This window comes from Xenorhabdus miraniensis (assembly GCF_002632615.1).
In genome coordinates this window covers 112,173-127,010 of record NZ_NITZ01000015.1, presented here as the reverse complement: position 1 = coordinate 127,010, position 14,838 = coordinate 112,173, and the positions used below count along the sequence as shown (strand labels likewise).

Annotated in this window: 11 protein-coding genes; 6 read left to right on the top strand and 5 right to left on the bottom strand. The window is 43.7% G+C overall.

What is annotated here, in order from left to right; translation table 11 throughout:
- Positions 1-47 precede the first annotated feature (47 nt).
- Together Xmir_RS14695 and sbcD are read right to left on the bottom strand one after the other, a co-directional pair.
- Positions 48-3,728, bottom strand: coding sequence for an AAA family ATPase (locus Xmir_RS14695; protein ID WP_099114963.1), 3,681 nt, complete (start codon positions 3,726-3,728; stop codon positions 48-50).
- Positions 3,725-4,963: an exonuclease subunit SbcD gene (gene sbcD, locus Xmir_RS14690; protein ID WP_099114962.1), complete on the bottom strand. Its 1,239-nt coding sequence runs from the start codon at positions 4,961-4,963 to the stop codon at positions 3,725-3,727. Before sbcD ends, Xmir_RS14695 begins: the two co-directional genes overlap by 4 nt.
- Positions 4,964-5,240: 277 nt before the next feature.
- Here sbcD and phoB point away from each other — a divergent pair, with 277 nt between their 5' ends.
- The 3 genes from phoB (at position 5,241) to brnQ (ending at position 9,097) form a co-directional block, all read left to right on the top strand.
- Positions 5,241-5,930, top strand: coding sequence for a phosphate regulon transcriptional regulator PhoB (phoB, locus tag Xmir_RS14685; RefSeq protein ID WP_047962351.1), 690 nt, complete (start codon positions 5,241-5,243; stop codon positions 5,928-5,930).
- Between the two features lie 135 nt (positions 5,931-6,065).
- A complete protein-coding gene (gene phoR, locus Xmir_RS14680) occupies positions 6,066-7,379 on the top strand; it encodes a phosphate regulon sensor histidine kinase PhoR (RefSeq protein ID WP_099114961.1) in 1,314 nt (437 codons plus the stop codon).
- A gap of 377 nt (positions 7,380-7,756) precedes the next feature.
- Positions 7,757-9,097 (top strand): branched-chain amino acid transport system II carrier protein, encoded by a 1,341-nt coding sequence (gene brnQ, locus Xmir_RS14670; RefSeq protein ID WP_099114960.1) that lies wholly within the window; start codon positions 7,757-7,759, stop codon positions 9,095-9,097.
- A gap of 124 nt (positions 9,098-9,221) precedes the next feature.
- Here the strand turns inward: brnQ and ggt are convergent, their stop codons facing one another.
- From ggt to Xmir_RS14655, 3 genes are all read right to left on the bottom strand, one after another.
- Positions 9,222-10,985 carry a gamma-glutamyltransferase gene (gene ggt / locus Xmir_RS14665; protein WP_099114959.1) on the bottom strand — a complete coding sequence of 588 codons (1,764 nt, stop codon included), beginning with the start codon at positions 10,983-10,985 and terminating at the stop codon, positions 9,222-9,224.
- Between the two features lie 256 nt (positions 10,986-11,241).
- On the bottom strand, positions 11,242-11,844 hold the full coding sequence (locus tag Xmir_RS14660; RefSeq protein ID WP_099114958.1) for a peroxiredoxin C: 603 nt from the start codon (positions 11,842-11,844) through the stop codon (positions 11,242-11,244).
- 190 nt (positions 11,845-12,034) lie between these two features.
- Positions 12,035-12,622 carry an acyl carrier protein phosphodiesterase gene (locus tag Xmir_RS14655; RefSeq protein WP_099114957.1) on the bottom strand — a complete coding sequence of 196 codons (588 nt, stop codon included), beginning with the start codon at positions 12,620-12,622 and terminating at the stop codon, positions 12,035-12,037.
- 104 nt (positions 12,623-12,726) lie between these two features.
- On the opposite strand from Xmir_RS14655, the gene queA reads away from it, so the two are divergent.
- The 3 genes from queA to Xmir_RS14640 all read left to right on the top strand — a co-directional run bounded on the left by queA (position 12,727) and on the right by Xmir_RS14640 (position 14,663).
- Positions 12,727-13,827 carry a tRNA preQ1(34) S-adenosylmethionine ribosyltransferase-isomerase QueA gene (gene queA, locus Xmir_RS14650; RefSeq protein WP_099114956.1) on the top strand — a complete coding sequence of 367 codons (1,101 nt, stop codon included), beginning with the start codon at positions 12,727-12,729 and terminating at the stop codon, positions 13,825-13,827.
- A gap of 298 nt (positions 13,828-14,125) precedes the next feature.
- A complete protein-coding gene (locus Xmir_RS14645) occupies positions 14,126-14,380 on the top strand; it encodes a type II toxin-antitoxin system RelB/DinJ family antitoxin (RefSeq protein WP_099114955.1) in 255 nt (84 codons plus the stop codon).
- Positions 14,370-14,663, top strand: a complete 294-nt coding sequence (locus Xmir_RS14640; RefSeq protein ID WP_099114954.1) for a type II toxin-antitoxin system RelE family toxin — start codon at positions 14,370-14,372, stop codon at positions 14,661-14,663. The genes Xmir_RS14645 and Xmir_RS14640 overlap by 11 nt, the downstream gene beginning before the upstream one ends.
- Positions 14,664-14,838 lie beyond the last annotated feature (175 nt).

The following is a 14,838-nucleotide window of genomic DNA, read 5'->3' as shown; positions in this document are numbered from 1 at the left end:
CATTAAAGTGGTTTATTAATGCACTATATAGGGTTTAATCTCCATGTTTAAACCCGAAATTCTGGCGCCAGTTGACTAAACCCTAACCCATTCTTTTTTTCCACTTTGATCTGAACAGGGATTCGTTCTTTTAATGCTTCTACGTGGCTGATTACCCCGATGGTTTTTCCTGACGCATTAAGGTGATCCAGCGCATCCAGTGCGATATCGAGGGTTTCAGGGTCAAGCGTCCCAAAACCTTCATCAAGGAACAGGGATTCTATCTGTGTTTTGTTACTCACCAGATCAGACAAGGCGAGCGCAAGGGCCAAACTGACAAGAAAACTTTCTCCACCGGAGAGGGTCTTGGTATCCCGAATGGCATCTGCTTGCCAGGTATCAACAACCTGTAATTCTAATCCACCATCATTTTTTCGTTGTAAATAGTAACGGCCATGCAGTTTTTCCAGTCGGATATTCGCCAGATAGACGAGATGATCCAATGTTAATCCCTGAGCAAAACGGCGGAATTTGGCACCATCTGCGGAACCAATGAGATTGTTGAGATAGCTCCAGTCATCATAGTTTTGTTGTAAGAGTGCAATTTGAGACAGTAGTGTCTGTTGTTGCTGGCGGCGAGCTGCATCGCTATTTAGCAGAGTCCTGACTTCACCTTGTTGTTGGTTGTTGTGTTTCAACTTATCTGTAGTGTCGGTCAACATGGTCGATAATTGCTGGGCTTCATATTGCTCAAGCAATTGTGGTTGTGTGTCTGCATGTCGCTGCAATGCCACTTCTGATTCGTGATACCGTGTTTTGGCTTGTAATTGTTGTTGTTCCAGTTTTTCTTGTAATTGTTGTAATTTTTCCCGTTGTTCCGGTTCCAATAAAGCGTGTTCAAAAGAAGCTTGATCGGGAAAACCTTGCTGATCTAATCCGGTTTGGAAGTGGCTGGCAGCGAGTTTACAGACTGCTTCGGTGGTGATACAGCTTCTTTCAATTTCACTGGCTGCCCCGGTTAATTGATTCATTTTGTTTTGCAATTCTTGCAGATGGATAGTGGCCTGTTTATAAGCCGCTTCCAGTTTATAGGCTTCTTGTTGTAAGTCCTGACGAACGTCAGCAACAGATTGATCGCCAAATAAATGATGGCGTTTCTGACGCGTTTGTTCCAATAATTGCTTTTGTTGTTGCTGCCGCTGATTTAAAGCATGAAGATGTGCGGTTAGCTTATTTTTTTGTTTTTCTAATTCACTCAGTTTGCTTTGTGAGGCGGCTTGTTCTTTCTGTAGTTGTTGCCACCTTTCACGAGATTCATGGTAGGTCTTTAATTCTTGTTGACGTTGTTGTAGCCAACTCTCTGTTTCTTGATGGGAAGGCAAGGCAAAAGGTGTCGATTGTAATTCGGTCTTTAATTGTTGCTCTGCTGCCGTGTAATCTGTTTCTATTTGTCGAATTTCAGCCGTTTTTTCGTCTAATTGTTTTTGGGCTGAATCCTGTTTGAATTTTTCCAGCTCAATATTTTTTTCACCCTCTTGGTATTGCTCACGATTGGCTGTGAGGGCTTTTTCGGCTGCCTGATGGTTTTTTTCTGCTTTTAGAAGTGCTTCCTGCTGAGCTTGATGTTGGTAATAAGCAGATTGTCTCTGGCTGATAAAATGATTAACCGACTCTGTATCTATCGGTAAATCTGTTGCCTGTAGTTGTTGGCAATGATGTTGCCATTGTTTTACCAATTCGGCCAATTTGGCATTGAGTTGTGTAATGTTGTCCTGCAATTGTTCGCAATGTTGCTGTTGAATTTGTTGCCTTTGTTGTAGGGCAGTGCGATTTTCTTGTAATTGTTCAACCTGTTGGCGCAGGGTTTTTAATCGCTCTGCTGATTGTGGCAGAGCAATATTTTGGTATTCATTGATTAAAGGGTGGTGAGTCGAACCACAAAGCGGGCAAGATTCACCTTCTTTTAATTGTGAACGTTCTTTTTCCAGACTTACGATCCGTTGTTCTAAGCGAATACGACTATCAAGATCGTCATAGTGTTGCTGTTTTTCTGCTAATTGTTGATTGAAGGTTGCGATCTGATCCGGCAAGAGTTTTAGCGATTCTTGAAATTGTGCCAGTTGGGTTTGATCGGCAGTGATCGCAGTTTGTTGCTGCTGGATCTGAGGCAGTAAGATCTCCAATTGATTCTGTGATGTCAGTTGTTTCTGATAATTTGATAAATATTTCTGTAACTGCGCTAAAGGGTGTGCTTTCTGTAAAGCCGTGAGCTGATTTTCAGCGTTAGCAAGATGACTGTGTAATGTCTGACTCCGTTCTTTTTGTCCCGCTAATTCTGCATTCAGCGAATTCAGACGACCAGTTGTGTGAGTGATCTCTGTGGCAATTTGTTGCGTGTTTTGTGTGAGTTGGTTTATTTTCGTTTGCCGCTCATGTTGGCGGGTAATGAGCTGTTTCCATTCAGGCAGTTTGCCGTCTAAGTTACGGTAATGGGGATGTTGTTCGTAATAAGATTCCAGCTCTTTGTGCTCTTTATTCAGTACCTCTGTCTGGTTCTGAGTGGTTTGGTATTGGGATTGAATATCAGAGTATTCGCGATCTTGCACCGCTATTTCTTTCTCAAGTGCCAGCAGATCTTTTGATTGAATATCAATTTTATGATCGAGCGGCATAATTTGTTCTGAGATGAGCTTTTCCTGCTGATTTTGATGTTGTTGGTGCTCTTCCCGGTTTTTCTCTAACTCTATAAGCTGTTGTTCAGCAGGTTGCAGCAGCGTTAGTTGCTGTTGGCGCTCATTTTCTATTTTTATGCGTTGTTCAGTGAGTCGCTGTTTTTCATGAAAAGCACGGTTTTGCGCATCCCATAATGGACGGATTTTTTCAGCCGGTTCGCTGGTAGCCAGTTGTTGTAACTGAGGTTGTGCTTCTTGAATAGTTTGCTCAGTTTGTTGCAGAAGTGATGTATTCTTTGCCAGAGATTGCTGTAGTTCATCTTTTCTGATAATCCACTGTTCGGCTTTTTGTAATGCCTTAATTTGCTGACTGAGTTCGGTTTCTTCTGCAATAAGTTGTTGTTGCTGATTTTGGTACGCTTGTTGCTGCTCTGGTGTGAGTAGTTCAATAGAGGAGGCTTTGGTATTTTGAATATCCAGCTCAGACTGTGCATCTTTATGGCGTCGATAAATTTCCTGAGACAGAATACCGTAAATTTCTGTACCTGTTAGCTCTTCCAATAAGTCTGCCCGATCTTTATCCTGCGCATTTAAGAATGCAGCAAAATCACCCTGTGATAAGAGCATGGATTTGGTAAAACGACCAAAATCCAACCCGGTTATTTCGGCAATTTTTTCTTTTTTCTCTGGAATTTTATCAGCCAGAATTTTCCCGTCTTTTTTGAGGGCCAGTTCTCCTTTTGGCTGTTGGAGTTTGCCGTCTGCTTGGTTACGAGCGCGGCGTTGGCTCCAAAATGCCCGATAAGCGACACCTTTGACTTCGAATTCAACTTCCGCGAGGCACTCAGCAGTATGGCGGGTCATTAGCTCGTTTTGCGAACTGGAAATCGTCTTAAGCCTTGGGGTTTCATGATATAAAGCGAGGCACATGGCATCCAACAAAGACGTTTTACCTGCACCCGTTGAACCGGTAATGGCAAATAATCCATTGCTGGCAAAAGGCTCTGCCGTAAAGTCAATCTTCCATTCACCTTGCAGGGAATTGATATTTTTCAGCCGTAAGCTAAGAATTTTCATGGGAGCGGCTCTTCATGTGATTGCTGAGAAATATCATCCAGCGTTTGCTTAAATAAGGTAATCAGGCGTTGCTTTTTAGCAATATCTTCTAATTCTTCCAGAGCTAAGCGTCGTTCGAACACCTCATTGACACTCAGTTCGGTGAGGGTTTCTTTATTTTGTTCAGATAGTGACAATTGGCGGGTATTTTTGCTGCGGCGCAGCAGAATTATCTCAACGGGCAGACCTTCACTCAGGGTTTGGATACGTTTCTGGATATCGGGCAGGTAATCTTGAGTCGCAACTTCAATATCCAGCCAAACCGGGCGTTCACCTTGATACTCCCTGAAAACTTGTAATTGTTCCTCTATCTGTTTCAAATTGCCACGAATCAACTGCATTGGTTGATAGTCTGGAACGGGTAGAAGCGTGATGCTATCAAGCTTATCTGCCTTAAAGTCAACTAAACAGACGCTCTTTTCCTGACCCACTTCATCAAAACTCAGTGGAATAGGCGAACCACTGTAGCGGATGTGCTCAGATTTTCCGATAACTTGTGGACGATGAATATGCCCCAGTGCAATATAGTCAGCAGGTGGAAATTCTTGGGCAGGGAACGCATCCAATGTGCCAATGTAAATATCGCGGACGGAATCTGTGGTGGAAGCACCGACGGTAGTGAGGTGCCCGGTGGCAATAATTGGTAATGGTTGGCCGAGTTGTTCCCGTAACGCACAGGCGTGGTGATAAAGCTGGTGATAGTGTTCCGTAATGGCATTTTGTAATGCTTGTTGTTTTTGGGTGCCAGATTGTCCCGCCTGGCTGATCATGACATCCCGCGGGCGAAGATAAGGAATAGCGCAGAGAATCGCCCCTGCATTACCATCTTTATTATTCAGCACTTTTATTTGTTTTTCTGGCTCTTTGGTTTCGGCATTGGCAATCACTGTTGTATTCAGGTAAGAAAGCAGGGCCTTTGACTCATTAAGTGTAGCGACAGAATCATGGTTTCCCCCAAGGATGACAAGTTGGCAGCCCGTGGGCTGTAGCGCCACAATGAATTTGTTGTAAAGCTCGCGTGCATAACTGGGAGGGGAGCCTGTATCAAAAACATCTCCGGCAATAATCAATACATCAACCTGATATTGAATGATTTTTTCAATAAGCCACTGTAAAAAGTGCTTGTGCTCTGCTGCGCGGTTTTTGGTAAAGAAATATTGTCCAAGATGCCAGTCCGATGTATGAATGATTCGCATGTCTTCCCGCCGTTGCCTGTGAGTTTCTCTTACCTGTGACAAGCGCTAATTATAATGGGTATGTGAAAGATGTCCTGCGCAATTCAGTCCCTTTTGTTGAATTATCGAGTGGTTTCGCATCAAGAATGAAATATGACAGATGAGATATATATTCCCTGCGAGCCAGATTACAGCTTGATGATTGAGAGATAATAGTTTTCATAAAATTGTCATAAAATTGACTCATAATGTCCTAAAGTGAATGTTGCTGACTTCAATGATATTGACAGGATTGACCATGGCTAAGCGCATTTTGGTAGTTGAAGATGAAGTACCGATTCGTGAAATGGTTTGTTTTGTACTTGAGCAAAACGGTTATCAGTCCGTTGAAGCTGGAGATTATGATACGGCAATAAGGCGTCTGTCAGAGCCTTATCCTGATTTAGTGTTATTGGATTGGATGCTTCCCGGAGGTTCAGGCGTACAGATTATCAAGCAAATTAAGCGGGATAATAATACCAAGGCGATTCCAGTTATTATGGTAACGGCTCGCTCAGAAGAAGAAGATCGGGTGCGTGGCCTTGATGTTGGAGCTGATGACTATATCACTAAGCCTTTCTCACCCAAGGAGTTGATTGCCCGTGTCAAGGCAGTTCTGCGGCGTATCTCGCCCATAGAAGCAGAAGATGTCATTGATATGAATGGATTGATACTGGATCCGGTATCTCACCGAGTTTCCAGTCAGGGACAGGATTTGGAGATGGGGCCAACCGAATTCAAACTTCTCCACTTTTTTATGACCCATCCAGAGCGTGTTTATAGCCGGGAACAGTTACTCAATTATGTGTGGGGAACGAATGTTTATGTGGAAGATCGCACCGTCGATGTACATATCCGGCGATTGCGTAAGGCGTTGGAAATCGGCAAACACGATAAAATGGTACAAACCGTTCGTGGCACAGGATATCGCTTTTCTACCCGTTATTGATGGTTATGAACCCCCTTTGGTGTTGATTGGTACCCTTTGGTGTTAATTGGTAATGTTGATTGGTAAGTAGTATTGATTGGCAGAAGTTTGGGTAATGGTTTCGGGTAATACCGTTTTCGTACCGGAGAAAATAACGTGCTTGAGCGTTTATCATGGAAAAAGTTGGTATTGGGCTTCGTGCTTTTCTGTTTGCCCGCTGTCATTTTGTCTCTTTTTGTTGGTCATTTGGCTTGGTTATTGGTTATCGCGCTATTTTTGGCACTGGTGTGGCATAGCTATAATTTGCTGAAATTATCCCATTGGTTATGGTTAGATCGCAGTATGTTACCTCCTGCGGGACGCGGCGGATGGGAACCTATTTTTTACGGCATTTATCAGATGCAGCAGCGTAACCGTAAACGACGTCGTGAACTCGCATTATTGATCAAACGCTTTCGCAGTGGCGCTGAGTCACTACCGGATGCCATTGTGATGATGACCACAGAGGGCAACATTTTCTGGTGTAATCGTCTGGCACAGCATTTACTTGGGTTCCGTTGGCCAGAGGATAACGGTCAGCATATTTTCAATTTACTTCGCTACCCCGATTTTAGTCGCTATATCACAGCAAATGACTTTTCCCGCCCTTTAACCATCGAATTGAACAACGGTAATATGATGGAATTCCGGGTCATGCCCTATTCAGAAAGGCAGTTATTGATGGTGGTGCGTGATATTACCCAAAAAAGGTTACTGGAAAATTCCAGACGGGATTTTTTCGCCAATGTCAGCCATGAACTCAGGACACCGCTTACTGTATTGCAAGGTTATTTAGAAATGATGCAGGATCAGGTACTTGGCAGTCAGGTAAACCAGAAAGCGGTCAGAACGATGCAGGAACAGATACGGAGAATGGATAGTCTGGTTACGCAACTATTGCATCTCTCTAAAATTGAAATCGGGCCGCAAGTGGATATGAATAAAGTGGTTGATGTTCCTGCTATGTTGAATCTATTGCAGCAGGAAACCCTCGCCTTGGGTAATAACCAGTATGACATCATATTTAATGTTGATGAAAAACTGAAAGTTTTTGGTAATGAAGAACAACTGCGCAGTGCGATGTCTAATCTGGTCTATAACGCCATTAGACATACTCCTGAGGGAACGCGAATTGAGGTTAGTTGGCAAAGGGTGGCTCAGGGGGCGCTGTTTAAAGTGGAAGATAATGGCGGAGGAATTAGCGCAGAACATTTGCCACGTCTTACCGAACGTTTTTATCGTGTTGACCGTGCCCGTTCCCGACAAACTGGAGGTAGCGGGCTAGGGCTGGCGATAGTGAAACACGCACTGCATCATTACAATACCAATCTCGATATTTCCAGTGTATTAGGAAAGGGATCTATTTTTAGCTTTCTATTAGCACCTCGACTTATTGTTTCGACTAAAAAGAGTTTGAATAAAAATAGCTAAGTTTAATAGGATTTAATGGTAACAATACGGGAAAAATTATTTATTAATCAATATGAATAAAAAAAGCACAAATCATATAGTGTGTATTCAATGATAGATAACAATAATCACTGATTTTAAAATTTAGTTTAGAATATTGTTCTGGTTTTTGGTTTGCTGCTTGCCTTTTGACGCTATAAAAGTTTTACTTGTGGGCAGTTGTTGGCGATTCTAGCTGTAATTACCACTATCATTCTGTATTTCACGTTTATCAGTGAATATTATGTTACTCACTGATTGTTAAAACAGAGTTCAGTCTCGCCAGTGCAAATTCAAGTGATTGCGATACTTAATATCGTACATACAATTCTTTTGGCAACAATACATTAATAATTATTATGGCATACCGTTTATCATCTAAGGATATTTGGGCATTAGGTTTTATGACTTTTGCCTTGTTCGTTGGTGCGGGAAATATCATTTTTCCGCCTATGGTTGGCTTGCAGGCTGGAGAACATGTTTGGATCGCAGCCGCTGGCTTTTTGCTAACCGCTGTTGGCTTGCCCGTTATTACCGTAATTGCTTTGGCAAAAGTAGGTGGTGGCATTGAAGCACTGAGTTCACCTATTGGAAAAACTGCGGGTTTGGTTCTGGCAACTGTTTGCTATTTGGCTGTAGGCCCTCTATTCGCAACGCCTAGAACCGCAACAGTTTCTTTTGAAGTGGGTATTGCGCCAATTACCGGAACTGGTGAACTTCCTTTGTTCATCTACAGTGTTGTTTATTTTGCATTGGTGATCCTGATTTCACTGTATCCGGGCAAACTGCTGGATAGTATCGGGCACATACTGGCTCCAATCAAAATTCTGGCGCTGGCCATTCTGGGTATCGCTGCTGTGCTGTGGCCTGCTGGTGGCTCTATTTCAGCCGTTGAAACCTATAAAGAAATTCCGTTCTCAAATGGCTTTATAAATGGTTACCTGACGATGGATACATTAGCCGCGATGGTGTTCGGCATTGTTATTGTTAATGCTGCTCGTTCCCGCGGGGTTGAGGCTTCTTCTTTGCTGACTCGCTATACCATGTGGGCTGGCCTGATTGCGGGTCTTGGCCTGGCACTTGTGTATCTCTCTTTGTTCAAGCTTGGGGAAAACAGTGGCACATTGGTACCGAATGCTGAAAATGGCGCGGTGATCCTGCATGCTTATGTCCAAAATGTTTTTGGTAACTACGGCAGTTTCTTTCTGGCGGTACTGATTTTCGTGGCCTGTATGGTTACCGCTGTAGGTTTGACTTGTGCTTGTTCTGAGTTTTTCAGCCGTTATTTACCGTTGTCTTATCGTGCGCTTGTGCTGATTCTGGGCACGTTCTCTATGCTGGTCTCTAATCTGGGCCTGAGCCACTTGATTAAGTTCTCTATTCCAGTGCTGACGGCAATTTATCCGCCATGTATCATTCTGGTATTACTGAGCTTTACAATGAACTGGTGGAATAACTTCTCGCGTATTCTGGCTCCAGCAATGGCTATCAGCCTGCTGTTTGGAATTTTGGATGCAGTAAAATCTTCTGAATATCTGTCTCACTTACTGCCTGAATGGGCGAAGCATTTGCCATTGGCAGATCAGGGTTTGGCATGGTTACTGCCTACTTTGCTGACTATTGTTGTATGTGCTGTTTATGACCGCATCGCAGGAGGAGTAAAACTCCCAAAGTATGAAGCTCAGCATGAAGAACAGTAAGAAAGAATAAGTGGTTATTCACTAACCTCATGACTGAATTGGTGATATTAATAATAAGGGTGGGCTGTTTTAGTATGCCCACCCTTATTTAATTTACTCAGACTGAATCAGTAACCAATCTGAATCAGTAACCAATAGCAGCACCAGCAGGTCGCCGTACATCATTGGAACCATAGATGTAACCTTCACGGACAATGCCTGATACCGCTGAATCATTGCCGGAAGAATTTACAGAAGTAACCCCAGCCGCGCCCGGCAATCCAATCATGATTAACTCTGTCGCTCCCCATGGTGTTTGCTCCACCATTTTGTAACCCATTTTTTCCAGTAAATTCAGGGTGTCTTTCGACAGGCCACGCTGTTCATAATAGACTTCATCGGGTAGCCATTGATGGTGTATACGTGGGCTATTGACCGCTTCTTGTGGTGGCATATTGAAGTCGATGATATTCAGGGCGCTCTGTAGCGTGATGGAGATAATGCGGGAGCCTCCCGGAGAACCTAGCACCAGAAAGATTTTATTATCTTTAGTCACGAGGGTAGGGCTCATTGATGATAGTGGGCGCTTACCCGGGGCAATGGAGTTAGTTGCGCCTTGCACTAGACCATATAGGTTTTTTTCACCCACTTTGGTTGTGAAATCGTCCATTTCATCGTTCAGGAAAAAGCCGGTTCCTGGTGCAATCACGACAGCGCCAAAGCGTCCATTAATTGTGTAAGTGGTTGATACTGCATTTCCGTCTTTATCCACGACGGAATAATGCGTGGTTTCTGGTTTTTCATGGGGACCAATGCCAGGTTGGACATTTACTGATGGAGTCGCTTTGTCAGGTTGAATCTCTTTTCGGATAGATTCTGCGTAGCTTTTACTTAACAGCCTATTAAGAGGGTTTTTGACAAATGCCGGATCGCCCAGATAGGTGTTTCTATCCATATAGGCGTGGCGCATGGCTTCTGTCAATGTGTGGATATAAGCAGCGGAATTAAATCCCATGGATTTAAGATCATAACCTTCCACAATGTTCAATATTTCGCATAACGTGACGCCACCAGAGCTGGGAGGTGGAGAAGAGATGAATTTGTAGCCGCGATAGCTACAGGTGACAGGGGTTGTTTCGGTGATATGAAAGTTAGCAAAATCGGCTGCGGTGATAATTCCCCCCGATTTTTTTGATGCTTCTTCGACAAGTTGAGGGATTTTACCGTGATAAAAAGCATCCGGCCCTTTTTTGGCAATCAGTTCCAGTGTATTGGCTAAATCGGTTTGGATGAGTCTGTCTCCGGGTTCGAATGGCGTACCATCTTTACGCAGGAAAATACGGGTTGCTTCTGGATCTTGAGCAAAACGCTTAACAGTCGTGTCCAGAATATCGGTATCGCCTCGGGTCAGGATATAGCCTTCACGAGCGAGTTTGATGGCAGGAGCCATCACTTGTTCACGGGTCAATGTGCCATATTTTTTCAAGGCTTCTTCAAATCCCATGATTGTGCCCGGTACAGCAACCGATTTGTAACCATACAGGCTGGCATTTTTGATAACATTGCCGTCTTTATCCAGATACATATTAGCACTGGCGGCGGCGGGTGCGGTTTCACGGAAGTTAATGAAGGTATCTTTGCCATTGGCGAGATGGATAGTCATAAACCCACCCCCACCAATGTTGCCGCAGCAAGGATTGACGACAGCCTGGGCATAACCAACAGCAACTGCGGCGTCAATAGCGTTTCCACCCATTTTGAGAATATCGATACCCGCTTGTGAAGCAAGGCGTTGTGAGCTGACAACCATGCCTTGTTTAGCTTCAACGGCAGGTTCAGTGGCTGCATAAAGTGGGGAAAAGACGAGGAGGGATACAGCTATCAACGGTATTTTCCATGCTTTTAACATGTGTTGTTCTCCTAAGCGTGAGTCTACTGTGGAGAGACTCAATTGTTTGTGATGTTTTTGTTAGTAATATGTAGGTTACCTTATCTAAAGCTCAGGATTTTGGAAAGGGCGATTTTTTGTGCGTAATTTAATGTAAGCTGATAAGACAGCGGGATTCAGGAAGATCTGTTTTGCGAGAAAAAAAACCAGCCGACAAGCGGCTGGTTTGGAAGGGGTAATAACACTATGTTATTAAATGACTAAATGCTGCGGAATATTACAGTTTGTCAGCATTTTTGGTCAGGTATTTGGCTACGCCTTCAGGTGAAGCGCCCATACCTTCTTGACCTTTTGCCCATTGTGCAGGACAAACTTCGCCATGTTCTTCGTGGAATTGCAGAGCGTCAACCATACGTACCATCTCGTCGATGTTACGGCCCAGTGGCAGATCGTTAACAACTTGATGACGGACAACACCATTTTTGTCAATCAGGAAAGAACCACGCAAGGCAACGCCAGCTTCTGGGTGCTCAATGCCGTAAGCTTTCATGATGTCACGTTTGATGTCAGCAACCATTGGATATTTGACTTCGCCGATACCACCTTCGCTGATTGGGGTTTTACGCCATGCGTTGTGAACGAACTCAGAGTCGAAGGAAACGCCGATAACTTCAACACCGCGTTTCTGGAATTCTTCATAACGGTGATCAAAAGCGATCAACTCAGAAGGGCAAACAAAAGTGAAATCCATTGGCCAGAAGAAAATAACGGCAGGACGGCCATTCAGGTGTTTTTTCAGATTGAAGTTATCAACGATTTCACCGTTACCGAGAACTGCTGCAGCTGTAAAGTCAGGGGCTTGGCGGGTTACTAAAACCATAATTGACTCCTGTGATTTTAAAAGGTGTTATGTAGAAACGGGTTACAGCATAAGGAATTAGGGTATAGCAATAAAGAATAAAATACCAATTACTGTAATAGGTTTTACCTATCGATAACCTGTTTTTAATTCCTTTGGCCTACATAAGATAAAACTATTTGAAAAAAGTGCAAGGCTCTGGAAAATTTTTTCATTCAAGCAGGAACTTGTTTGACGCTAATGCCATCATTTGTGGATAGAATTGCAAAAATAGTGTTTCAAAATCAAGGTAATGGGTTTCTATATCCTGATATGACCCTGCCAGCGCTGATAATTTCGGGCGTCTGCGTGCCATGCTTTGCAGTACATTGGCAATGCAGGACATATCCGCATAGCGGATGAGCAGGTTTTGTGACCAGAGATAACTGTTCAGTTCTTGAAACTTTTCAGGGGTTGAATCGAGATGAGGCTCTATGTTGCTGCGGGCAATGTTGGCGAATTCAGGCAAAGAATAATTTTTTTCAAGTTTGTCCCAATGTCGGGCAAGAAAATGATCCCAGATAATATCAAGGGTAATTGGGGCAACGCGGCGATACTCACAACGGAATAAGTGACGTGCTTCTATGACAAGCGGGTGTCTGTCCGTCAGGCTGTCTACCCGACGGTGCATACGGATGCCCGCTACAATGTCGGAATTGAACAATCCTTCTGGTGAACCGCGGACAAAATCTGCCATCAGATTGCCCAATAAGGAGCTTTCCGATAATGCAGCTAAATGAAGGTGTGCGAGAAAATTCATGATGAGAGTATACCGTAAATCGCTAAACCAGATGCTTCTTTGTTGCACCCTCGCGTTTGCAGCACTAGACTAGTCCGCCTGTTTTTTTGAATGATACAGATAAAATGCGTGTCGCTGATTTTACATTTGAACTGCCAGATGAGCTGATTGCTCACTATCCCCAGCCACAGCGGAGTGCCTGTCGCCTGCTTTCCCTCGACGGTGAAACGGGAAAGCTGACGCACGGTGTTTTTACTGATGTGCTGGATAAGCTGGAAGCCGGTGATCTGTTGGTTTTCAATAATACTCGCGTCATTCCTGCGCGCCTGTTTGGCCGCAAAGCGACGGGGGGAAAATTGGAAGTTTTAGTTGAAAGGATGCTGGATAATAAGCGAGTGCTTGCTCATGTTCGTGCTTCCAAGGCACCGAAAGAAGGCGCTGAGCTTATTCTTGGTGAAGATGTTCTTGGTGAAGCTCAAAGCATTAAAGCAACGATGCTAGCGCGTCATGATACATTGTTTGAAATTCGTTTTGATGATGATCGTGATGTGTTGACCATTTTGGATCAAATTGGTCATATGCCACTGCCTCCTTATATCGCCCGCCCTGATGAAGACGCAGATCGTGAGTTATATCAGACGGTCTATAGTGAGCGCCCGGGCGCAGTGGCTGCACCAACTGCCGGACTGCATTTTGATGAACCGCTTTTGGCTGCTTTGCGTGAAAAAGGCATTGAAATGGCCTTTGTCACCTTGCATGTTGGCGCCGGTACTTTTCAGCCTGTGCGAGTGGAAACCATCGAAAATCATGTTATGCATGCTGAATATGCGGAAGTGCCACAGAACGTCGTGGATGCTGTACTGGCATGTAAAGCGCGTGGTAACAAAGTTGTCGCGGTGGGAACAACTTCAGTCCGCTCATTGGAAAGTGCTGCCAGAGCCTGCCAGAATGGGATTATTGCGCCTTTTTTTGATGATACCCAAATCTTTATCTATCCGGGTTTTGAATATCAGGTTGTCGACGCATTGATTACCAATTTCCATCTGCCAGAATCCACGCTTATCATGCTGGTTTCTGCGTTCGCCGGTTATAAAAATACCATGAGTGCCTATAAAGAAGCGGTGACAGAAAAATATCGCTTTTTTAGTTATGGTGATGCGATGTTTATCAGTCGCAATATGATGGCATCGAAAGAAATGGCATCGAAAGAAGCGGTATTGAAATAAAATATTTTGAAATCAGAATGATCGTCATTTCAGCTAGTTAATAACGTTACATGTTGTTTCTGGCTGACATGATTGTCGTTCAATGCTGACCAATATCTTCGTGAAAATGTCTATTGTCAAAGGCATTGAAGCGATAGGCTTTGGCAGCGTGACACTAAATGCTATACACCTCACCTAGCCTTAGTGCGTCAGTGGGCAGATTATTAATCTCCCTAAACCGTGTATCCAGTAAAAATTATTGCGCCATAGATGAAATAATGTACAATGTAATACAAGTGTAATTACATGTGGTGATACTATGAGCACAATTCAGATAAGAGTGGATGAAGAACTGAAAAAGAATGCATACCGTGCATTTGATAAATTGAATCTCTCCCCTTCCGATGCAATGCGGCTCTTTCTGCGTTATGTAGCAGAAAATGAAAAATTGCCGTTTGCAGAAGTATCCGTGATGGTCTCAGAACATGACGAGGATGAAGACATTCTGGAAGTTGTACGTGAACGCTTAAAGAACCCCGCTAAACGAATTCGGGTAAATCTCGATGAGATTTAGTATAGATTTCGATGAACGTGCATTAAAGGAATGGCAAAAGCTGGATAAAAGCATCCGTGAGCAGTTTAAAAAGAAGCTGAAAAAGCTACAAGATAACCCCTATATCGAATCAGCTAGATTGCATGGTGAATTAGCCGGATGTTTTAAGATAAAACTCCGCTCATCTGGATATCGCCTTGTCTACCAAGTGATAGATGAAGAAATTGTGATATGGGTGATAGCTGTTGGTAAACGTGAAAAATCAAAAAGTTACAAGTCAGCCGTTGAGCGCATAGAACAATGAGCCGTTGACTTGTAACTAACAACCCCATCACGGGGATTTTGTACCTTCAAACCTGATACTAACGATCTAAAATATTAATTACGAATCAACTACGAATTAATCCAAGCCCAGTCCCGTGCTGGGTTTTTTTATTTGGTGCGCAGGGCATGGCACGCGCCGTTGTGACAGGCGCTGC